Raw genomic sequence first — 20,377 nt, forward strand, 5'->3', positions numbered from 1 at the left:
GCCGGCGCTTAGCCAGAAGCGCTGGCGGAACTGTGTGGCACACTGCTCGTCTAAGCCAGTCCAAACGACGTGATGGCTGATTATTGGAGATGTATATGCGCCCTATCTTGCTCAGTGCCGTAGTTGCAGTTGTTCTGTTCAGTGCCACTGCACAGGCGCAAACCCTGGTAGCGACCAGCAATATCATCGTACGCGCGCTGGATCGCACCTTCGACTTCACCTCAGATACCACCACCTCGGTGCGCGACTCGAAAGTCGTGCTCGCGGCGCGTGACGATGCGGCCAGTTTCGTCGCCAGCCAAGGGCAGATCCGCGGCGCTCAGCTGGAAGCCGCTATAAGCACCATCCGCAGCCAAGTGCCTGAGGCGCAAGGCGCTTCCGACCTGGTATTGGCCGAAGCCATCCTGGCGCTGTGAGTTGGCCGCGTACCTGGCTGCTCGGGCTGGCGTTACTGGCCAGCACCTGCAGCCAGGCTGAGTTGCGCCTGCAGCTAGCGGACGCCGAGCTCAGCCCTGCTGAGCGCCAGGCCAGCCAGCAACTGCTGCAAGACGCCTTGGCTGCTTTGCCACCACGCCTCAAGCAGCAACTCGACCGCCGCGTCAGCGTGCGCTGGCGCAATCTGCCCGCTCAGGTGTATGGCCGCGCCGGGCGTTTCAGCGGCATCGAACTTAATGCCGCGTTGCTCCAAGGGTTAAGCGACGGCAGTAGCGCCACCACCCTAACCAATCGACCCCATGGCAGCGTTCGCCAAGAGTTGCTGGCGACCGTGCTGCATGAAATCACCCATCTATATGACCGTGCCCAGCTCTGGCCGCCGGAGGATCGGCAGTTGCAGCGCCAGTGTCGCCAACGCGAACAGAGTCTTGGAGCCGTTGGCTTGCCGGATCACTGCCGCGGGCAAACCACGCGGCGCTTCACCCTGAGCGATGATCCGCTACTGCTGGACCTGGCCGGCTGGCCACAGCAGGTCGGGCGCCGTGGTGCGCGCGAGCCGGACAATCATCAGGTCGCGCGCAGCCCGGATAGCTATGAGCTGAGCAACTCGCGCGAGTTTCTTGCGGTGAATATGGAGTACTTCCTCCTCGACCCCAGCTACGCCTGTCGCCGGCCCTCGCTGGCGCGTTACCTGAGCGCGCATTTCGCCTGGACACCGGCCAATCAGCAGCCCTGCGCCGAAGGTCTGGCTTACCTGAATGCCGGGCGCGACTTTGCCCGCCAACCGCTGGGCAGCATCGATCCGCAGCGGATTTACCAGGTCGATTACCTGCTGGCCGAAGCCAACGATGCACTGGCCAGCCGCTGGGGCCACAGCATGTTGCGACTGGTGATTTGTGCGCCTGGTCGACCGCGTGGGCCGGATTGCCGGCTGGATCTGCAAGAGCATCTGGTGCTGTCCTACCGCGCCTTTGTCGGCGACGTGCAGCTATCGAGTTGGGATGGTCTGACCGGTGTTTATCCGTCGCGGCTGTTCGTTCTGCCGCTGGAGCAGGTGATCGAGGAATACACCAAGGTCGAGCTACGCAGCCTGGCCTCGGTGCCGCTCAAACTGGACCGTATGCAGCTGGAACAACTGGTGACCCGCGCTGCCGAGCAGCACTGGAGTTATGACGGCAACTACTGGTTTATCTCCAACAACTGCGCCGTGGAAACCCTCAAGCTGCTGCGCAGCGGCAGCCAGCACCCGCGTCTGCACGCGCTCGACAGCATCATGCCCAACGGCTTGCTCGACACTCTGGTGGCGCGCGATTTGGCCGACCGCAGCGTGCTTGACGATTCCGCCGAAGCCCTGCGCCTGGGTTATCGCTTCGACTCGTTCCGCGATCGCTATCAGGCTATGTTCAGCGTGCTGCAGACGCAGCTGCCGATTGAGCAAACGCAGGTTGAGGACTGGCTGACCCAGCCAGCCGAGAAGCGCCAACCCTGGTTCGACCGCGCCGATCTGCGCACCAGCGCGGCGCTGTTGTTGCTCGAACAGGCGGCACTGCGTCGGCAACTGTTATTGGCTCAGGATGAACTCAAGCGCCGCTACCTCAGCGGCCGTGATGGCGTTGATCCCACGGTGAACAAGGCCGGCGGCGCGCTGCAGCAGATCCTCGCCAACAGCGGCTTTCTCAGTCGCCCGGCCGAGTTGCTCGAGGGTGGCTACGGCCTGCCACAGCGCGCCGAATGGCAGCGCCTGGAAACCGAAAGCCAGGCGCGCCAGCAGCAACTGCGCCAGCTCAGCGACAACCTCGACCAGGAAGTGCGCACCCTGTTGGAGCCGGCTCGCCTGACCGAATTACAGGCCACTGAAGCCAACCTGACGCAACTGGGCAAGCATCTGCGCACGTTGCATAAAGCCAGCGGCGGCCTGCAGTTGCCCTAGTCCATGAGTTCCTGATCTTCCTCGGGCAGCTGCGGGTCGAGGTGCAGCCACGGCAGACGGCTTTGCACCCAGATATGCCGATCCGCCGGGGCCTGCTCCGGCTCGTCCAGCGTCGCCACGGTCACATCCAGGGTCTTCGGACTGAGCTGGGTGAACAACGCCAGATGCGCGCCGCATTGCCCACAGAAATAACGCGTACAACTGGATGATGAGGCGTACTCACGTGGTGTGCCGGCCAGCCAGCGAAAGCTCGCCAGCGGCACGGTGATCCATGTGGTGACTATGCCCCCTGTACTGCGTCGGCAGATCGAGCAATGGCAGTGGGCAATGTCCTGCAGTGGCGCCGCGAACTGATAGCGCAATGCGCCGCACTGGCAGCCACCTTGATGAATAGCAGGCATGGCGTGTCCTCATCGCAACGGGCAGGTAAGCCAGCCTAATCCCGACATCATCCTTGCGTCACCCCTGTTGGCTGCTCAAGATGGCGGCTTAGCTGTGGCTGGAGGTTGCCGTGCTGGAGTTGCTGTTGGCCTTGTGGCCGTTGTTTGCCTTAATCGTCGCTGGGTATTACCTGCGACGCTGGGCGTTCCCCAATGAGGCGTTCTGGCCGGGTGCTGAGCGGCTGAACTATTTCATGCTGTTCCCGGCGCTGCTGTTCAGCAGCCTGGCGACGGCGCCACTGGATAATCCAGCGTTGCCGCGCCTGGGTCTGGCCGTGCTGCTGGCGCTGGGCATCGCCTGGCTGGCGCTGTTACTGGTGCGGCGTTTGCGTGGCTGGCCGGCGGGGCGCTTTGGGGCCTTTAGCCAGGGCATTCTGCGGTTCAACACCTACCTCGGCCTGGCAGCGGTGGGCAGCCTGTTTGGTCAGGACGGCCTGACCCTGGCTGCCATCATGCTCGCCCTGATGGTGCCGACGGTTAATGTGCTGTCCGTCTGGTCGCTGACCGCCGAGCGCGGCGTCAGCGCGCGCAGCCTGTTGCTGCCGATCCTTAAGAATCCGTTGATCCTCGCCTGCCTTTGCGGCGCGCTGGTCAACCTCAGCGGTCTCGGCCTACCGGGCGGCAGTGACCGGCTGCTCAGTCTGTTGGCTGCCGCCAGCCTGCCGCTGGGCCTGCTTTGCGTGGGTGCGGCGCTGAAACCTGAACAGTTGGGTGGTGAGATTCCGGCCCTGGGGTGGAACAGCCTGCTGCGTCTGCTGGGCATGCCGATGCTGGCCTGGGCGGTGGCCTATGGTCTGCACCTGCCGGCGATGGAGAGCACTGTATTGGTGCTGTTCTTCGCTCTGCCAACTGCACCAACGGCCTATGTCTTGACCCGCCAACTGGGCGGCGACAGCCAGCTGATGGCCGGCATCATCACTCTGCAGACGTTGCTGGCAGCGGCCAGTTTGCCGCTGTTGTTGCTGCTGGTGGCTGGCTGACTCATATTCCGGGAAAGGTCGGGCGGACGGTCGGTGCTTGGTGATGCATACAAATTACTGTATTTATATACAGTAATTTATGGAGCCAGCCCATGTCCGTTTCTTTGCCGCCGCGCGGTCGCGGTACCGCCAGTAATCCGCATAACCGTTTTGCGCCGCTGCGCATTATCGCCAGCGATGACGGCTGGTTTCAGGAGGTGCCGGCGAGCCGGGCGACCGAGGTGCGCAGCGAAACTGCAAAAAGCATCATCACCCGCAACCAGTCGCCGGACCTGCCGTTTGACCGCTCGCTCAATCCCTACCGTGGCTGCGAACATGGCTGCATTTATTGTTACGCCAGGCCCAGCCACGCTTACTGGGATCTGTCGCCGGGGCTGGATTTCGAAACCAAGCTGATCGCCAAGACCAATGCCGTGGCCCTGCTCGAACAGCAGCTGAGCAAGCCTGGCTATGTCTGCGCGCCGATCAACCTGGGTTCCAATACCGATCCCTATCAACCGATCGAGCGCCAGCACCTGCTTACCCGCAACAGCCTCAAGGTGTTGCTCGACTACCGTCATCCCGTGACCATCATCACCAAGGGTGCCTTGATTCTGCGTGACCTTGATCTGCTTACTGAGCTGGCGCAGCAGCGGCTGGTGGCGGTGATGATCAGCCTGACCACCCTGGATGACGAACTCAAACGCATCATGGAGCCGCGCACCGCTGCGCCGGCAGCGCGCCTGCGGGCGATCCGTGTGTTGCGTGACAACCGTATTCCGGTCGGCGTGCTGTGCTCGCCAATGATCCCGATGATCAACGATATGGAGCTGGAGCATTTGCTGGCAGCGGCCAAGGACGCTGGCGCGCAGAGCGCCAATTACATGCTGCTGCGTCTGCCGCGCGAAGTGGCACCGTTATTCGAGGAGTGGTTGCAGGCGCACTACCCGCAGCGCGCTGAGCATGTGCTCAGCCTGATCCGGCAGAGCCGTGGCGGTGCGCTGTATGACAGCCGCTTCGGTCTGCGTTTTCGGGGTGAAGGGGCGTTTGCTGAGCTGCTCGCGCAACGCTTTGCCCTGGCCAGCAAGCGCCTGGGGCTGAATCGACGTGAGGGGTTCAACCTGGACTGCACGCGCTTCTGTCCGCCGGGTGGTCAGCTGGCGCTGCTCTAATGGGCAGGTAGCGTTAAAGATTGCCGTGAGGGTTCAGGGCAGTAACACTTGGCATGTGACTTGCCAGCCTGCTTGGCTGTCGCTTTAGCAGGTTTTTTCAGGTTCAGAGGTCGCAAACATGCCATACAAGCATCAGTTGATTCCGCTGCAAGGTCGCACAGGCACTGAGAGTGCCGAGGAAGCCCTGCAGACCATCGTTGATGGTTTCAAGCGCTTTCGCAGCGAAATCTTTCCGCAGCAGGAAGACCTGTTCAAAAAGCTCGCCACTGCGCAGAACCCGCGTGCGATGTTTATCACCTGCGCCGACTCGCGGGTGGTGCCGGAGTTGATCACCCAGAGCTCGCCGGGCGACCTGTTCGTCAACCGCAACGTTGGTAACGTGGTGCCGGCTTACGGCCAGATGATGGGTGGGGTGTCCACCGCCATCGAGTACGCGGTGCTGGCGCTGGGCGTGCAACACATCATCGTCTGTGGCCACTCTGACTGCGGTGCGATGAAGGCCGTATTGGCCCCCGAGACCCTGGAGAGCATGCCGACGGTGAAAGCCTGGCTGCGTCACAGCGAAGTGGCGCTCAAGGTGGTCGAGGCGAACTGCGGCTGTGAAGGCCATGACAGGCTGGGCATTCTCACCGAGGAGAACGTGGTGGCTCAGCTCAATCACCTGTGCACTCACCCGTCGGTGGCGGCGCGGGTGGCCAGCGGCCAATTGTTTATTCACGGCTGGGTGTACGACATCGAGACCAGCGAGATCAAAGCGTACGACGCGGTGAAAGGTGAGTTTCGCTTGATTGGCGAGGGTCCGCTGCCGATGGCCACCCCCCGTGCGCGCTATCTGCCGAACAGCTAGCAGGCTGTTGAATAACCACCTGCCTAGGCAAACGCGCGCTGGGTTTAAGGCCAGTCAACCCGTCGCGCGGGTTTCATTCAGCTGCAGCTCCACACCGAGCTGCCGAGATAGGCATGGCCAGCGCTTCCAGGCCGCATCTGTTTGCGGGTTGTTCAGGCGTTCGCGGTAGGCTTGCACTGAGTCTTGAGCAAAGCTGGCCTCGTCGAGCATGCCGTCGACCGCATGGTGCACGGCCTCGTCCAATTGGTTGGCAAAGGCCTCGCCGATCAATTGGTGGGCGATCAGGTTGGCCACTGTGGTATCCAGCGGAATCAACGGCGCGCCCAGGTGGGCGATGTAGCGATCATTCACTTCCTCGACCAAGCGATGGGCCAGATAGGCCTCGTCGAGTAATCCCTCAAGCCCCTCATGGCCGGCCATCAGCGCTGGCGGTTGCAGAAAAAACTGCTCAGCCACCTTGAGCACCGGTTTGATCTGCGCCTCGATTCCTGCTTCCAGCGAAACCTCATGGGCCGCCTGCAACAGTTCTGGCACCTGTTCGATATACGCGCTGACAAAACGCTGCAACACGCCGTGGGTGTCTTCATTGGGCAGGCGAATGGAGGGGTGCAATTGACCCAGGTGGGCTTGCATCTGACTGGCCAGCTGACCCGTGCTGGCTTCGTGTTGGTGCGCACGCTGAATCAGTACGTGCAAAGCGGCGATGTTCATGACTGCTCCTGAAATGAGGACATGGGCGAGAACCTTAGCTGGCTGAGCGTCTTGGCTAAGACCCGATTGTCATAATTATTAAACAGTTATGCGAGTCGGCTATATGTCGCAGCGCCAACCTCCGGCGATCCCGTGTCAGCCGTGGTCTTTAGCGTGTGGTCTGCCGTGCATGGCTCATTTCGGCTTTCGCGTTGCCAGGTGTAAGTCCGTGTCTATACTCGAATTCGAAAGGCAGTACCTGATAACTCCGAATCGGCTCTGGCATGGACAGTCCTCGCAGGCATTTTCACCGTAAAGATCTGCGCTTGCTGAGCCACTGACCGATTCGGCGGGATAACAAGAACAATTAAGGGGAACCCGCAATGATGCGACATCCACGAGTCTGGATGGGCCTCCTGTTGTGGTTGGTATTCAGCTCGGCACACGCCAGCTGGGGCATCAATATGACGCCCGGTGCCACCGAGGTCAGCCGCTCAGTATTTGATTTGCACATGACCATCTTCTGGATCTGCGTCGTCATCGGCGTGATCGTGTTCGGCGCGATGTTCTGGTCGATGCTCGTCCACCGTCGCTCAACAGGCCAACAGCCCGCGCACTTCCATGAAAGCACCACGGTCGAGATTCTCTGGACGGTCGTGCCGTTGGTGATTCTGGTGCTGATGGCGATACCGGCGACCAAGACCCTGATCGAGATCTATGACTCCAGCGAATCCGAGCTGGATATTCAGGTCACGGGCTATCAATGGAAATGGCACTACAAATACCTGGGTGAAGACGTCGAGTTCTTCAGCAACCTGACCACGCCCAAGGATCAAATCAACAACAAGGCCACCAAGGGCGAGCACTACCTGCTCGAGGTGGACGAGCCGCTGGTGGTGCCGGTCGGCACCAAAGTGCGCTTCCTGATCACCGCCGCCGACGTGATCCACTCCTGGTGGGTGCCGGCACTTGCGGTGAAGAAGGACGCCATCCCTGGTTTTATCAACGAATCTTGGACACGTATCGACGAGCCCGGCATCTACCGTGGCCAATGCACCGAGTTGTGCGGCAAGGATCACGGCTTTATGCCTGTGGTGGTTGAAGCCAAGTCGAAAGAGGACTACGCCGCCTGGCTCGCCGAGCGCAAGGTGGCAGCTGCCGCTGAACGTGAGCTGACCACTAAAGAGTGGACCATGGACGAGCTGATGGCGCGTGGCGAGAAGTCCTACCAGACCAACTGCGCATCCTGCCACCAGCCAACCGGTGAAGGCCTGCCGCCGATGTTCCCTGCACTCAAAGGCTCGGCGATTGCCATGGGACCTGCGGCCGGTCATATCGGCATCGTGTTCAACGGCAAGTCGGGCACTTCGATGGCCGCTTTTGGCAAGCAACTCTCGGAAGTCGATATCGCCGCGATCATCACCTACGAACGCAATGCCTGGGGCAATGCGGTAGGCGACATGGTCACGCCGAAAGACGTCCTCGCGTTCAAACAGGCTCAGGAGTAAGGACATGAGTGCAGTGATCGATCCGGGCCACGCTGGCCACGGTCATGCCGGACATGACCATCACCACGGCCCGGCTAAAGGCCTGATGCGCTGGGTGTTGACCACCAACCATAAAGACATCGGCACCATGTACCTGTGGTTCAGCTTCGCCATGTTCCTGCTGGGTGGCAGCATGGCCATGGTGATTCGTGCCGAGCTGTTCCAGCCGGGCCTGCAGATCGTGCAGCCGGAATTCTTCAACCAAATGACCACCATGCACGGCCTGATCATGGTCTTCGGTGCGGTGATGCCGGCGTTTGTTGGCCTGGCCAACTGGATGATTCCGCTGATGATCGGCGCGCCGGACATGGCCCTGCCACGGATGAACAACTTCAGCTTCTGGCTGCTGCCTGCTGCGTTCGGCATGTTGATCAGCACATTGTTTATGGAGGGCGGCGGACCGAACTTCGGCTGGACCTTCTATGCACCGCTGTCGACCACCTACGCGCCTGAATCGGTCACCTTCTTTATCTTCGCCGTGCACCTGATGGGCATCAGTTCGATCATGGGCGCGATCAACGTGGTCGCCACCATCCTCAACCTGCGCGCCCCCGGCATGACCCTGATGAAGATGCCGCTGTTCGTCTGGACCTGGCTGATCACGGCCTTCCTGCTGATCGCGGTCATGCCGGTACTGGCCGGTTGCGTCACCATGATGCTGATGGACATCCACTTCGGCACCAGCTTCTTCAGTGCCGCTGGTGGCGGTGACCCAGTGCTGTTCCAGCACGTGTTCTGGTTCTTCGGTCACCCCGAGGTGTACATCATGATCCTGCCGGCGTTCGGCGCGGTCAGTGCGATCATTCCTGCCTTCGCCCGTAAGCCGCTGTTTGGCTACACCTCTATGGTTTATGCGACGGCGAGCATCGCCTTCCTGTCGTTTATCGTCTGGGCGCACCACATGTTCACCGTCGGCATCCCACTGACTGGCGAGCTGTTTTTTATGTACGCGACCATGCTGATTGCAGTGCCGACTGGGGTGAAGGTGTTCAACTGGGCCAGCACCATGTGGCGCGGCTCGATGACCTTTGAAACGCCCATGCTGTTTTCGGTGGCCTTCGTCATCCTGTTCACCATCGGTGGCTTTTCCGGCCTGATGCTGGCCATCGCCCCGGCGGACTTCCAGTACCACGACACCTACTTCGTGGTGGCGCATTTCCACTATGTTCTGGTGCCTGGGGCGATCTTCGGCATCTTCGCCTCGGCCTACTACTGGCTGCCGAAGTGGACCGGTCATATGTATGACGAAACCCTCGGCAAGCTGCATTTCTGGATGAGCTTTATCGGTATGAACATGGCGTTCTTCCCGATGCACTTTGTCGGTCTGGCCGGTATGCCGCGGCGTATTCCGGACTACAACATGATGTTCGCCAACTTCAACATGGTCTCGAGCATCGGCGCCTTTATGTTCGGCGCCACTCAGTTGCTGTTCCTGTTTATCGTCATCAAGTGCATCCGTGGCGGCAAGCCCGCTGCGGCCAAGCCTTGGGACGGTGCCGAAGGGTTGGAATGGACAGTGCCGTCGCCGGCGCCTTATCACACCTTCTCCACACCACCTGAAGTGAAATAGGGAGCCGACCGATGAGTGAAGCCCTGTCGACTCGCCGTCTAGTTATCCGCCTGTCACTGGTGGTGGTCGGCATGTTCGGCTTCGGCTTCGCTCTGGTGCCGATCTATGACGTGATGTGCCAGGCCTTTGGCATCAACGGCAAAACCGCCGGTGCCTATGAGGCTGGGCTGCAAAGCACCGATGAGTCGCGCCAGGTGCGGGTGCAGTTTCTCGCCACCAATGCCGCTGAGATGGTCTGGGAGTTCGGTCCCCAGGCCGACGAGGTTCTGGTGCATCCGGGTGACAGCACGCAGATGCTGTTTGTCGCCTACAACCCCACCGACAAGCCGATGACCGCGCAGGCGATCCCCAGTGTGGCGCCGTCCAAAGCCGCTGCCTATTTTCACAAGACCGAGTGTTTTTGCTTTACCCAGCAGGTACTGCAACCCGGTGAGCGTATCGAAATGCCGGTGCGGTTTATCGTCGATAGAGACTTACCGGCAGATGTTCGCCACCTGACCCTGGCCTACACCTTGTTTGATATCACCGTGCGCAAACCGCCGGTGGCACAAGCGACCCTTACCCGGGCGGCTCCATAAGGAGAACAATAAATGTCGAGTCACGAAACTCACGAAAGCTATTACGTCCCGGCCCAGAGCAAGTGGCCGATCATCGCCACCCTGGGCATGCTGTTCTCGGTGTACGGCGTAGGCACTTGGTTCAACGACATGAAGGCCGATCGTGCCGATTCCAACGGCCCGCTGATCTTCTTTATCGGCGGCCTGTTTCTCGCCTATATGCTGTTCGGCTGGTTCGGCAATGTAATCAAGGAAAGCCGCTCCGGCATGTACAGCCCACAAATGGACCGCTCATTCCGCTGGGGCATGAGCTGGTTCATCTTTTCCGAGGTGATGTTCTTTGCGGCGTTCTTCGGCGTGCTGTTCTATGTGCGTACCTGGGCCGGCCCCTGGCTTGGTGGGGAAGGCGACAAGGGCATCGCCAATATGCTTTGGCCGGGCTTCGAGTACAGCTGGCCGATGCTCAATACGCCTGACCCGAAACTTTATCCGGCGCCGAGTGGCACCATCAGCGCTTGGGGTTTGCCGCTGATCAACACCATTCTGCTGGTCACTTCCAGTTTTACCCTGACCTTCGCCCACCACGCGCTGCGCAAGAACCACCGCAAGCCGCTGACCCTGTGGCTGGCGCTAACAGTGATTCTCGGCATCGCCTTTCTGGTGTTGCAGGTCGAGGAATATATCCACGCTTACACCGAACTGGGCCTGACCCTGGGTTCGGGCATCTACGGCGCGACCTTCTTTATGCTCACCGGCTTTCACGGCGCCCACGTAACCCTGGGCGCGCTGATGCTGAGCATTATGTTGATTCGGGTTATTCGCGGCCATTTCAGCCCCGAGCAACACTTCGGCTTCGAGGCGGCGGCCTGGTATTGGCACTTTGTCGATGTGGTGTGGATTGGTTTGTTCGTCTTCGTTTATGTGCTGTGACGAGCCTTACCAGGTGACATGCGAGACCAGTTGGCCACTGTAGAAACCCCAGGCAATAAGGGCGACGGTCAAGGCAGTGAGGCTCACGCGTACAGTCAGCGCGTTGACCACACGGGAGGTTCTACCTTCGTCCTTGACCAGAAAGAACAGGCCACTGAATAGGCTGACCAGAGTAGCCAGTAGTAACAGGACGATCGCGGCTTTGAGCATGCGTGACTCCCAAGCGGAACTTCGGGGGAAGGGAAATGCGCTTCAGGTGCAGTATAGCCAGCTTGTTCAGGGCTTTAGGAAGGTTGCCATGAGCGCCTTCCGTCCTGGCTGGCTGCCCAGCGTACTGGTGCTGCTGCTATTTCCCTGCCTGGTCGCCCTGGGCTTCTGGCAGCTGTCGCGTGCAGAAGAAAAGCGCGAGCTGTTGGCCGCGCATCAAGCCCAGCAACTGGCCGCACCGATCAGCATCGATGAGCTGGAGCGCCAGCCCAATCCGGCTTACCAACGTGTGCAGCTGCAGGGCTTTTTCGATGCGCGGCATACCCTGCTGCTAGACAACCGCACCCGCGACGGCAAGGTTGGCGTGGAAGTGCTGCAACCCTTCTATGACCAAACCAGCGGTCTCTGGCTGTTGCTCAATCGCGGCTGGCTGCCCTGGCCGGACCGTCGCATCAGCCCAACTTTCGCCACCCCGGATACGCCGCTACGCCTGCAAGCCACGGTGTATGTGCCGCTGGGTGAAGCGTTTCAGCTGCAGGATGCGCAACCTGCTCCTGGCTGGCCGCAGGTGGTCAGCGAAGTCAAGCCGGATGACCTCTGGCAGCAACTAGGGCGTGGTGGCCTGAGCTATGAGGTGCGCCTCGAACCGGGTCCAGCTTCATTTCAAAGCGATTGGCCGGTTATCGCCATGAGCCCCGACAAACACCTTGGCTATGCCGTGCAATGGTTCGCCCTGGCGGCGGCCTTGCTCTGCCTGTTTATCTATTTAGGTCTATCTAACGCGCGGGAGACTCGCCATGAACCCAGCCATCGCCCTGCCTGAAGTGTCACCCAGCCAGCGTCGCCGTGGGCGGCTGCAACTGATCCTGATTCTGGCCGTGGTTATTGGCCCGATGATTCTCGCCAGCGCCATGTATCAGTGGCGCTTCTGGGTGCCGGAAACCCGCAGCTACCACGGCGAACTGATCGGCACCGGGCAGACCCGCGCCGACCTCGGCGTGGTCGGTGCCGATGAGCAGCGCTGGCAACTGTTGGTGACCGTGCCGGATGTCTGCGATGCCGCCTGCAAGGAACTGGTGTTCCTCGCCCGTCAGGTGCATATCGGCCTCAACCGTGATGTTGGCCGCGCTGCCCATGGTTTGGCCAGTGCCCAGCCCATCGTCGGCGATTATGACGCCCAGCTACGCCGCGAATACCCGCAGCTGACGCGCTATCAGCTGCAGCTGGATGCTTACGGCAAAACCGCCGGCGCCGCCTCCGGCGCGCAGCTGTGGATCGTCGATCCACACGGCAATCTGGTGCTGCGTTATGACGCCACCAGCAAGGGCAAGGCGATTCTCAACGACCTGCGGCACCTGCTGAAAATTTCGCAAATTGGTTAATGCTGCCCACGGCTAAGGACTGATGATGAGCAAGCCCGGTTACCGTTTTGCCCTGTTCGCCACTGTGTTGGCGGTCGTGGTGGTGCTGCTCGGTGCCTATACCCGCTTGACCCACGCCGGCCTCGGTTGTCCGGACTGGCCGGGCTGCTACGGCTTTATCGGCGTGCCGATGAGCGAGCATAAACAGACCCTGGCCGAGGCGCGTTTTCCGGAAGCGCCGGTCGAAGTCGCCAAGGGCTGGTACGAGATGATCCACCGCTATTTTGCCGGCGTCCTGGGCTTGGTGATTCTCGGCCTATCGGTACAGGCGCTGCGCCGCCGTGGCGAGGTAGATCAGCCACTCAAACTGCCCCTGTTTTTGCTGGGCCTGGTGACGCTGCAAGCAGCCTTCGGCATGTGGACGGTGACCCTGAAACTCTGGCCGCAAGTTGTTACGGCGCATCTGCTCGGTGGTTTCGCCACCCTTAGCCTGTTGTTTCTTCTAACGCTACGTCTATCCGGTAAGGCGGCCGCCTTGGCCAACCTGCCCGCACGCCTGCGCAGCCTGGCGGCGCTTGGTTTGCTGCTGGTTGTCGGGCAGATCGCCCTCGGTGGCTGGGTCAGCAGCAACTATGCGGCGGTCGCCTGCGTCGATCTGCCGACCTGTCATGGCGAATGGTGGCCAGCGATGGACTTTGCCAATGGCTTTCACCTGACCCAGCATATCGGCCCCAACTACCTCGGCGGCCAGCTCGACAGCGATGCGCGCACCGCCATTCATATGACCCACCGCATTGGCGCGCTGCTGGTGACCCTGGTGCTGCTGCTGTTGGCCTGGCAACTCAAACGCCATGGCCTGGCGCGGTTGGCCGGGTTGCTGGTGCTGGCGCTGACTGTGCAGATCAGCCTGGGCATCAGCAACGTGGTGTTTCACCTGCCGTTGCTGGTGGCGGTGGCGCACAACCTCGGCGGCGCTGCGCTGCTGCTGACCCTGGTACTGATCAATTACCGGTTGCGCAGCCCTGCACGGCTGGCATCCCCCGTGACAGATACGCCCGTCGGCTTCACTGCGCTGCCCGGCAAATAACCAGAACAATCGAGGAGAGACCTTATGGCTACTCTAGTGCGCGAACAGCAAGCCCACGCCACGTGGCGCGATTATCTGGAGCTGACCAAGCCCCGCGTGGTGGTGCTGATGCTGATCACCTCTTTGGTCGGCATGTTTCTCGCCACCCGCGCAGGCGTCGCCTGGGAGGTGTTGATCTTCGGCAACCTGGGTATCGGTCTGTGTGCCGGCGCGGCGGCGGCGGTCAACCATGTGGTCGACCGGCGTATTGATTCGATCATGGCGCGCACCCATAAACGACCCGTAACGGCTGGGCGTTTGTCGCCGACCGCGGCGCTGGGCTTTGCCCTGCTGCTGGCGGTGGCCGGGATGGCGCTGCTGCTGACCTTTACCAACGAGCTGGCGGCCTGGCTGACCCTGGCCTCGCTGCTCGGTTACGCGGTGCTCTACACCGGCTTTCTCAAGCGTGCCACGCCGCAGAACATCGTCATCGGCGGCCTGGCCGGCGCTGCGCCGCCGTTGCTCGGCTGGGTCGCCGTTACCGGGCACGTCAGCGCCGAACCGCTGCTGCTGGTGCTGATCATCTTCGCCTGGACGCCGCCGCATTTCTGGGCCCTGGCCATCCACCGCAAAGAGGAATATGCCAAGGCCGATATCCCCATGCTGCCGGTGACCCATGGCGAGCACTACACCAAGGTGCATATCCTGCTCTACACCCTGGTCATGTTTGCTGTGACTCTGTTGCCTTACGCCATTCATATGAGCGGGCTGCTCTATCTGGCCTGTGCGGTGGTGCTGGGTGGGCGCTTCCTGCATTGGGCGGTGGTGCTGTACCGTGACAGCAAACCGCATGCGGCGATCAACACCTTCAAATACAGCATCTGGTATCTTTTCGCGCTGTTTATCGCCCTGCTGGTCGACCACTATCTGCTGTTAAACCTGTAATCGTTGGTGCCATGACCCGAACCCAGATCACCGTTTTTGTTCTCGTTGCCATCGTTGCCCTGGTGCTGGGCCTGACCGTCAACAAGGTGCTGACCAGCAAGGGCCAGGGTGATCCCACGGTGCTGCTGGATGCCGGCATCGTGCTGCTGCCACAAAGCCGCAACCTGCCAGAGCTGAGCCTGACCAATCAGGATGGGCAGACCGTGGCGGTTGATCAGCTCAAGGACCAGTGGAGCCTGCTGTTCTTCGGTTACACCTTCTGCCCGGACATTTGCCCGGCCACCCTCGCCCAGCTGCGCCAGCTGCAGGGCCAGCTACCGCCGGAAACCCTGGCCAAGCTGCGTATCGTGCTGGTTACGGTTGACCCGAACCGCGACACCCCGGAGCAGTTGAAGAAGTACCTAGAGTATTTTGATGCCGGTTTTATCGGCCTGACCGGCGAAGAGGCGATCATCCAGAAGCTGGCCAACGGCGTCAGCATTCCGTTTATCCCGGCTGATACCAGCAAGGAAAACTACACCGTCGATCACAGCGGCAACCTGGTGCTGATCGGCCCGGACGGCAAGCAGCGTGGCTTTATCCGCGCGCCGATCAACAACACCAAGCTGGCCGCGCAGCTGCCCGGCCTACTCGATCGCCCGTAACCAACTATTTGGCAAATAGCTGGCTGATGTCCTTGAACGCCTTGAACTCCAGGGCGTTGCCGCACGGGTCGAGCAGGAACAACGTGGCCTGCTCACCGACCTGGCCGGCGAAGCGCACATAGGGTTCGATCACAAATGGCGTACCCTTGGCCTGTAGCCGCGCCGCCAGTACCTGCCAATCATCCCAGCCCAGCACCACACCGAAATGCGGCACCGGCACGTCGTGGCCGTCCACCGGGTTGCTGTGCGCGGCTTCCTGATAGGCCATCTTCGGCGCATGGTGGATCACCAGCTGGTGGCCGAAGAAGTCGAAATCCACCCAGTGGTCGCTGCTGCGGCCCTCCGCGCAGCCGAATACCTCGCCATAGAAATGCCGTGCGGCAGCCAGGTCGTAGACGGGAATTGCCAGGTGAAAGGGTGCGAGAGCCATGTTGAGATTCCTGAAAGGGCGGTCTGCTGATTCTCAGCAACAGCGATTCTGATTAAAAGCGAATATCCTTGCTCGCAAGCACAAACAAAATTGATCAGTCGAGGCGTCGATGCTGCGCGAGTTGAAAACCTTTGTGGCGGTGGCGCGGCATGGCACCTTTGCGGCAGCCGGCCAGCAGGTTGGCCTGACTCAGTCGGCGGTGAGCGCGCAGATGCGCGTGCTGGAGCAGGGGTTGGGCGTCCGTCTGTTCGAGCGCAGTGGACGCTCGGCGGTGCTCAATGCGGCCGGTCGGCATGCCTTGCCGCTGGCGGAGCAGATGCTTGGGCTCTATGCGCAGATGGCCCTGCCGACCAGCGCGGCCGAGTGGCAGGGCGAGCTTAAGGTCGGCGCGATTGCCACGTTGCAGACGGGGCTGCTGCCCGAAGCCCTACCGCGATTCCGCGCGGCCGCCCCACGGGTCGAGCTGAAGCTGGTGCCGGGGGTGTCGTTGAACCTGCTGAGCCAGATCGATGCCGGCGAACTGGACCTGGCGCTGCTGATCAAGCCGCCGTTTGAGCTGCCCAAGGAGCTGCTGCAGATCAGCTTGGCGCGCGAGCCGTTTGTGCTGATCACTCCGCTCGGCGTAACGGCGGATGATCCATTGCAGATCCTTGCCGAGCAGCCGTTCGTGCGTTACGACCGACGCTCGTTTGGCGGGCGACGGGTCAACCAGTTCCTCCGCGAGCAGCGTCTGGTGGTGCAGGAAGCGCTGGAACTGGATGAGCTGGAGGCCATCGTAAGGATGGTCGAGTGCGGGCTTGGTGTGTCACTGATTCCGCGCGCGGGTCTGTGGCTGCAGCGGCCAACACAGTTACGGGTGATTGAGCTGGGCGAGCTGACCTTCCACCGCGAACTGGTGGCGATATTGCGCCGCGCTCAGCGTCAGCCCGCTCTGGACTGCCTGCTGGACTGCCTGCGTGACGCGGCCGCCGGCCCCTAAACGACAAACCCCGCACGAGGCGGGGTTTGGCAGAGGGGGCAGCTAACGCGGCGTCTTAGAACGCTGGAACCACAGCGCCTTGATACTTCTCAGCGATAAAGGCTTTCACTTCGGCGCTGTTCAGCGCCTTGGCCAGTTTCTGCAGGGCGGCGTTGTCCTTGTTATCGGCACGCGCAACCAGGATGTTGACGTACGGCGAGTCGTTACCTTCGATGATCAGCGCATCCTTGGTCGGGTTGAGCTTGGCTTCCAGGGCGTAGTTGGTGTTGATGAGCGCCAGATCGACTTGGGTCAGCACGCGCGGCAGAGTAGCCGCTTCCAGCTCACGCACCTTGATGGTTTTCGGGTTTTCGACGATGTCTTTTGGCGTGGCGAGGATGCCGGCTTCCGGCTTCAGGGTGATAAGCCCGGCCTTTTGCAGCAGCAATAGGGCACGGCCGCCATTGGTGGCGTCGTTCGGGATCACCACGTTAGCGCCTTGCGGCAGGTCGGCGAGATTTTTGTGCTGGCTGGAGTAGGCGCCAAAAGGTTCGACGTGTACGCCGGCTACGCTGACCAACTCGGTGCCACGGCTCTTGTTGAATTCATCCAGGTACGGCTGGTGCTGGAAGAAGTTGGCATCCAGGCGCTTCTCGGCAACCTGCACGTTCGGCTGCACGTAGTCAGTGAAGACCTTGATGTTCAGCTCAACGCCTTCTTTGGCCAGGGCCGGCTTAACGAACTCGAGGATTTCCGCGTGCGGTACGGCAGTGGCCGCGACGCTCAGGCTTTCGGCCTGGGCGGAGAAGGCTGCCAGGGCAGCGAATGCAGCGATCAGTTTTTTCATCGTAAAGCTCCTTGTGGGATGTGTGCGGAGTCCGGCAGGTAACCGGTATTCCGCTATTTTGTGTGCCCCGTGGGGCACCTTATTTTCTGGAAAAGTGCACCACCAGCTTGTCGCCGACGGTTTGTAGAATCTGTACCAGCACCAGCAGCAGGATCACCGTCACCGCCATCACGTCCGGCTGATAACGCTGATAGCCATAACGCACGGCCAGGTCGCCGAGGCCGCCGCCGCCAATCAGGCCGCTCATGGCGGTGTAGGACACCAAGGTAATTGCCGTCACGGTGATGGCGGCGATGATCCCGGGCAGCGCCTCGGGCAACAGGGCGTTGACCACGATCTGCCGGGTGGTCGCGCCCATGGCCTGGGTCGCTTCGATAATGCCGCGGTCGACTTCACGCAGCGCGGTTTCCACCAGGCGCGCGAAGAACGGCGTGGCCCCCACCACCAGTGGCGGGATGGCCCCGGCGACGCCCAGCGAGGTGCCGGTGACGATCACCGTGAAGGGGATCATCACGATCAGCAGGATCACGAACGGCACCGAACGCAGAATGTTCACCAGCAGCGACAGAAAACCGTAGAAGGCCTTCTGTTCGAACATCTGCCGTGGGCTGGTGAGAAACAGCAGCACACCCAGCGGTAGGCCGAGCAGCACAGTAAACAGCATGGAGCCGCCGAGCATGCTCAGGGTGTCCAGGCTGGCATAGCCGATCTCCGCCCAATCAACGTTGGGTAGCAGACGAGTCAGTAAGGCTTCCATTAGCGCAGCACCTCCAGATGAACGTCGGCGGCTTCGAAACGCGCCAGCGCGGCGTCGAGATCACCGCCGGTCAGGGCCAGGGTCAGCTGGCCGTAGGGGGTGTCCTTGATGCGGTCGATACGCCCCGCGAGGATGCTGTAATCCACTCCGGTTTCGCGGGCCACGGTGCCCAGCAGCGGCGCGTAGGTGGCCTCGCCCTGGAAGGTCAGGCGCAGGATGCGCCCGGCGACATGGGCAAAATCGTCACGCTGTTCGTTCTCGTCGATCTGCTCGGCTTCCTGCACGAAGCGCTTGGTGGTGGCGTGCTGCGGATGCAGAAACACTTCGGCCACCGGGCCGGATTCGACGATAACGCCGGCATCCATGACGGCAACGCGGTCGCAGACGCGGCGGATCACGTCCATCTCGTGGGTGATCAACACGATGGTCAGGTTCAGCTCGCGGTTGATCTCGGCCAGCAGCTGCAACACCGAGGCGGTGGTTTGCGGGTCGAGGGCGCTGGTGGCTTCGTCGCACAGCAGAATCTTCGGTTCGGTGGCCAGGGCGCGGGCAATACCAACGCGCTGCTTCTGCCCGCCAGAGAGCTGCGCCGGGTACTTGTTGGCGTGATCCTGCAGGCCGACCCGTGCCAGCAACTCAGCCACGCGGGCATTGATCGCGCTGCGCGGTAACTCGCCTGCGAGTTTCAGCGGCAGAGCGACGTTGTCGGCAACGGTCTTGGAAGACAGCAGATTGAAGTGCTGGAAGATCATTCCGACCTGCTGGCGAAAGCGCCGCAGGCCTGTGGCATCGAGCGCGGTAACGTCTTCGCCGTCGATCTCGATACGCCCGCCGGAAGGCTGTTCCAGGCGGTTGATCAGGCGAAGCAGAGTACTTTTACCGGCGCCGGAGTGACCGATGATGCCGAACACTTCGCCCCGGGCAATCTGCAGATCGCTCGGTTGCAACGCGGGGATGTCCTGACCACTGACGCGATACGCCTTGTGGACCTGGTGAAAATTGATCACGGGATAAACCTTTTGGGTTTTTCGGGCTGCCGGGTAGGCCGAAACGGCGGCTAGTCTACCCGGCGCTGTTTAGGTCGCAAAAATCTTTGTAGACCTATGGTTATAGCTAAATTGCATTAGATGGCTGACTGCTATGGGCAGTGTAGCCAGCGCCAATGCAAACGACCGGGCAAGCCCGGTCGTGATCGCAGCGCAACGTGGTTAACGCTGCGGGCTAAGCACCAGCTGCGGCACCTGAGCGGGCTTGATCACCTGGCTTATGCGCGGGCTGAAACTTGGGTCCAGGCGCTTGATCCGCGCGTTGAGCAGGGAGGCGACCCAAGGGAAATCCTTGGCCTGGCGCACTTCGATGCGCACCGCGCAGTTGAACGCGACCATATCTGCCGCCACACCGTCGAGCAGGCTGCGCAGGCGCTCGTTGTCCTGGTTATCCAGCATCGGCATGCCAATCACGCTGCTGGCGGCGGTCGGGTTGATCAGCCTCGCCTGCGGCTTTGCTGGTGCGGGCTCTTCGGCTGGCGGGGTATTCGGCAGCTGAGTGGCCTGAATTGCGGCGGCCTGTCGTTCGGCCGCCAGGCGCAACTGACGCGCTTGCTCCAGACGGGCGGCTTCGGCTTGGGCAGCCGCTTGCTCGGCGGCACGGCGACGTTGTTCGGCAGCGGCCAGTTCGGCTTCACGGGCCTGGGTGATGGCGCCATCCAGGCCGGTGGTCAGTGCCGGCGCCTGTGGCATCAGGCTGCGAGCGCGGCTCAGGGCTTTGGTGGCGTTATCCAAATCACCGGCCTGCAGGGCTTTCTGGCCCTGTTGCAGATGGGCTTCGGCGAGTTGGCGCTGGTATTGCTCCAGACGGGTATCGCCGGCGGCGCGTTGCTGCAGGCTGCCAAGCTGGCTTTCGGCGTTGCTCAGGTCGCCGCTGGCCAGGCTCTGGTCGAGCTGGCGAAAAGCGCTGACCAGGTCATCCACCGGCAAGTTGGCCGGTTGCTGCGGCGCACTTTGGCAGCCGGCCAGCAGCAGAACCAGGCTCAGGGCAAAACCACGGAAAACGAACGATTTCATGACTGCGCGTCTCGAATTGTGC

23 protein-coding genes are annotated in these 20,377 nt (G+C 61.4%); 15 read left to right on the plus strand and 8 right to left on the minus strand.

Annotation, left to right across the window (positions count from 1 at the left end):
* Positions 1-95: 95 nt before the first annotated feature.
* The gene (locus tag CUR33_RS12815; RefSeq protein WP_090254365.1) at positions 96-416 is read left to right on the plus strand and encodes a DUF2388 domain-containing protein; all 321 of its coding nucleotides are present in this window, start codon (positions 96-98) and stop codon (positions 414-416) included.
* On the plus strand, positions 413-2,365 hold the full coding sequence (locus CUR33_RS12820; protein WP_289239890.1) for a DUF7844 domain-containing protein: 1,953 nt from the start codon (positions 413-415) through the stop codon (positions 2,363-2,365). Before CUR33_RS12815 ends, CUR33_RS12820 begins: the two co-directional genes overlap by 4 nt.
* Here CUR33_RS12820 and CUR33_RS12825 read toward each other — a convergent pair.
* The gene (locus CUR33_RS12825) at positions 2,362-2,766 is read right to left on the minus strand and encodes a GFA family protein (protein WP_289239891.1); all 405 of its coding nucleotides are present in this window, start codon (positions 2,764-2,766) and stop codon (positions 2,362-2,364) included. The genes CUR33_RS12820 and CUR33_RS12825 overlap by 4 nt on opposite strands.
* Positions 2,767-2,858: 92 nt before the next feature.
* Between CUR33_RS12825 and CUR33_RS12830 the strand changes: the two genes are divergently transcribed.
* The 3 genes from CUR33_RS12830 to CUR33_RS12840 all read left to right on the plus strand — a co-directional run bounded on the left by CUR33_RS12830 (position 2,859) and on the right by CUR33_RS12840 (position 5,783).
* A complete protein-coding gene (locus tag CUR33_RS12830) occupies positions 2,859-3,785 on the plus strand; it encodes an AEC family transporter (protein WP_289239935.1) in 927 nt (308 codons plus the stop codon).
* Positions 3,786-3,877: 92 nt separating this feature from the next.
* On the plus strand, positions 3,878-4,936 hold the full coding sequence (locus CUR33_RS12835) for a PA0069 family radical SAM protein (RefSeq protein ID WP_289239892.1): 1,059 nt from the start codon (positions 3,878-3,880) through the stop codon (positions 4,934-4,936).
* Positions 4,937-5,054: 118 nt separating this feature from the next.
* Positions 5,055-5,783 carry a carbonic anhydrase gene (locus tag CUR33_RS12840; RefSeq protein ID WP_090254374.1) on the plus strand — a complete coding sequence of 243 codons (729 nt, stop codon included), beginning with the start codon at positions 5,055-5,057 and terminating at the stop codon, positions 5,781-5,783.
* Between the two features lie 54 nt (positions 5,784-5,837).
* Here CUR33_RS12840 and CUR33_RS12845 read toward each other — a convergent pair whose 3' ends face one another.
* Positions 5,838-6,494 (minus strand): hypothetical protein, encoded by a 657-nt coding sequence (locus CUR33_RS12845; RefSeq protein WP_167146080.1) that lies wholly within the window; start codon positions 6,492-6,494, stop codon positions 5,838-5,840.
* A gap of 362 nt (positions 6,495-6,856) precedes the next feature.
* Between CUR33_RS12845 and coxB the strand changes: the two genes are divergently transcribed.
* From coxB to CUR33_RS12865, 4 genes are read left to right on the plus strand one after another with little or no spacing between them, the layout of a single operon-like run.
* The gene (gene coxB / locus CUR33_RS12850; protein ID WP_289239893.1) at positions 6,857-7,981 is read left to right on the plus strand and encodes a cytochrome c oxidase subunit II; all 1,125 of its coding nucleotides are present in this window, start codon (positions 6,857-6,859) and stop codon (positions 7,979-7,981) included.
* Positions 7,982-7,985: 4 nt separating this feature from the next.
* Positions 7,986-9,590: a cytochrome c oxidase subunit I gene (gene ctaD / locus CUR33_RS12855; protein ID WP_167146084.1), complete on the plus strand. Its 1,605-nt coding sequence runs from the start codon at positions 7,986-7,988 to the stop codon at positions 9,588-9,590.
* Between the two features lie 11 nt (positions 9,591-9,601).
* Positions 9,602-10,168: a cytochrome c oxidase assembly protein gene (locus CUR33_RS12860; RefSeq protein WP_167146086.1), complete on the plus strand. Its 567-nt coding sequence runs from the start codon at positions 9,602-9,604 to the stop codon at positions 10,166-10,168.
* Between the two features lie 12 nt (positions 10,169-10,180).
* Positions 10,181-11,077, plus strand: coding sequence for a cytochrome c oxidase subunit 3 (locus CUR33_RS12865; protein WP_170050130.1), 897 nt, complete (start codon positions 10,181-10,183; stop codon positions 11,075-11,077).
* A gap of 6 nt (positions 11,078-11,083) precedes the next feature.
* On the opposite strand, the gene CUR33_RS12870 is transcribed toward CUR33_RS12865, so the two are convergent.
* A complete protein-coding gene (locus CUR33_RS12870; RefSeq protein ID WP_090254385.1) occupies positions 11,084-11,287 on the minus strand; it encodes a twin transmembrane helix small protein in 204 nt (67 codons plus the stop codon).
* Between the two features lie 88 nt (positions 11,288-11,375).
* Here CUR33_RS12870 and CUR33_RS12875 point away from each other — a divergent pair, with 88 nt between their 5' ends.
* The 5 genes from CUR33_RS12875 to CUR33_RS12895 are packed head-to-tail and all read left to right on the plus strand — an operon-like array spanning position 11,376 to position 15,300.
* The gene (locus CUR33_RS12875) at positions 11,376-12,107 is read left to right on the plus strand and encodes an SURF1 family protein (RefSeq protein ID WP_289239894.1); all 732 of its coding nucleotides are present in this window, start codon (positions 11,376-11,378) and stop codon (positions 12,105-12,107) included.
* Positions 12,082-12,666: a hypothetical protein gene (locus tag CUR33_RS12880; RefSeq protein ID WP_289239895.1), complete on the plus strand. Its 585-nt coding sequence runs from the start codon at positions 12,082-12,084 to the stop codon at positions 12,664-12,666. Before CUR33_RS12875 ends, CUR33_RS12880 begins: the two co-directional genes overlap by 26 nt.
* Positions 12,667-12,691: 25 nt before the next feature.
* A complete protein-coding gene (locus tag CUR33_RS12885; protein WP_289239896.1) occupies positions 12,692-13,732 on the plus strand; it encodes a COX15/CtaA family protein in 1,041 nt (346 codons plus the stop codon).
* 24 nt (positions 13,733-13,756) lie between these two features.
* Positions 13,757-14,656 carry a heme o synthase gene (cyoE, locus tag CUR33_RS12890; RefSeq protein WP_289239897.1) on the plus strand — a complete coding sequence of 300 codons (900 nt, stop codon included), beginning with the start codon at positions 13,757-13,759 and terminating at the stop codon, positions 14,654-14,656.
* 11 nt (positions 14,657-14,667) lie between these two features.
* The gene (locus tag CUR33_RS12895; protein ID WP_289239898.1) at positions 14,668-15,300 is read left to right on the plus strand and encodes an SCO family protein; all 633 of its coding nucleotides are present in this window, start codon (positions 14,668-14,670) and stop codon (positions 15,298-15,300) included.
* 4 nt (positions 15,301-15,304) lie between these two features.
* Here CUR33_RS12895 and CUR33_RS12900 read toward each other — a convergent pair whose 3' ends face one another.
* Positions 15,305-15,730: a VOC family protein gene (locus CUR33_RS12900; protein WP_289239899.1), complete on the minus strand. Its 426-nt coding sequence runs from the start codon at positions 15,728-15,730 to the stop codon at positions 15,305-15,307.
* Between the two features lie 109 nt (positions 15,731-15,839).
* Here CUR33_RS12900 and CUR33_RS12905 point away from each other — a divergent pair, with 109 nt between their 5' ends.
* Positions 15,840-16,709, plus strand: coding sequence for a LysR substrate-binding domain-containing protein (locus CUR33_RS12905; protein WP_289239900.1), 870 nt, complete (start codon positions 15,840-15,842; stop codon positions 16,707-16,709).
* A gap of 55 nt (positions 16,710-16,764) precedes the next feature.
* Here CUR33_RS12905 and CUR33_RS12910 read toward each other — a convergent pair whose 3' ends face one another.
* The 4 genes from CUR33_RS12910 to CUR33_RS12925 all read right to left on the minus strand — a co-directional run bounded on the left by CUR33_RS12910 (position 16,765) and on the right by CUR33_RS12925 (position 20,355).
* Positions 16,765-17,535, minus strand: a complete 771-nt coding sequence (locus CUR33_RS12910) for a MetQ/NlpA family ABC transporter substrate-binding protein (RefSeq protein WP_289239901.1) — start codon at positions 17,533-17,535, stop codon at positions 16,765-16,767.
* 79 nt (positions 17,536-17,614) lie between these two features.
* Positions 17,615-18,292, minus strand: a complete 678-nt coding sequence (locus CUR33_RS12915; protein WP_090254404.1) for a methionine ABC transporter permease — start codon at positions 18,290-18,292, stop codon at positions 17,615-17,617.
* Positions 18,292-19,299, minus strand: coding sequence for a methionine ABC transporter ATP-binding protein (locus CUR33_RS12920; RefSeq protein ID WP_275959924.1), 1,008 nt, complete (start codon positions 19,297-19,299; stop codon positions 18,292-18,294). Before CUR33_RS12920 ends, CUR33_RS12915 begins: the two co-directional genes overlap by 1 nt.
* 201 nt (positions 19,300-19,500) lie before the next feature.
* Complete coding sequence (locus CUR33_RS12925; RefSeq protein ID WP_289239902.1) at positions 19,501-20,355, minus strand: PA5502 family lipoprotein; 855 nt, start codon at positions 20,353-20,355, stop codon at positions 19,501-19,503.
* Between the last annotated feature and the right edge of the window lie 22 nt (positions 20,356-20,377).

Source organism: Pseudomonas sp. FEMGT703P (assembly GCF_002786345.1).
GTDB lineage: Bacteria > Pseudomonadota > Gammaproteobacteria > Pseudomonadales > Pseudomonadaceae > Aquipseudomonas > Aquipseudomonas peli.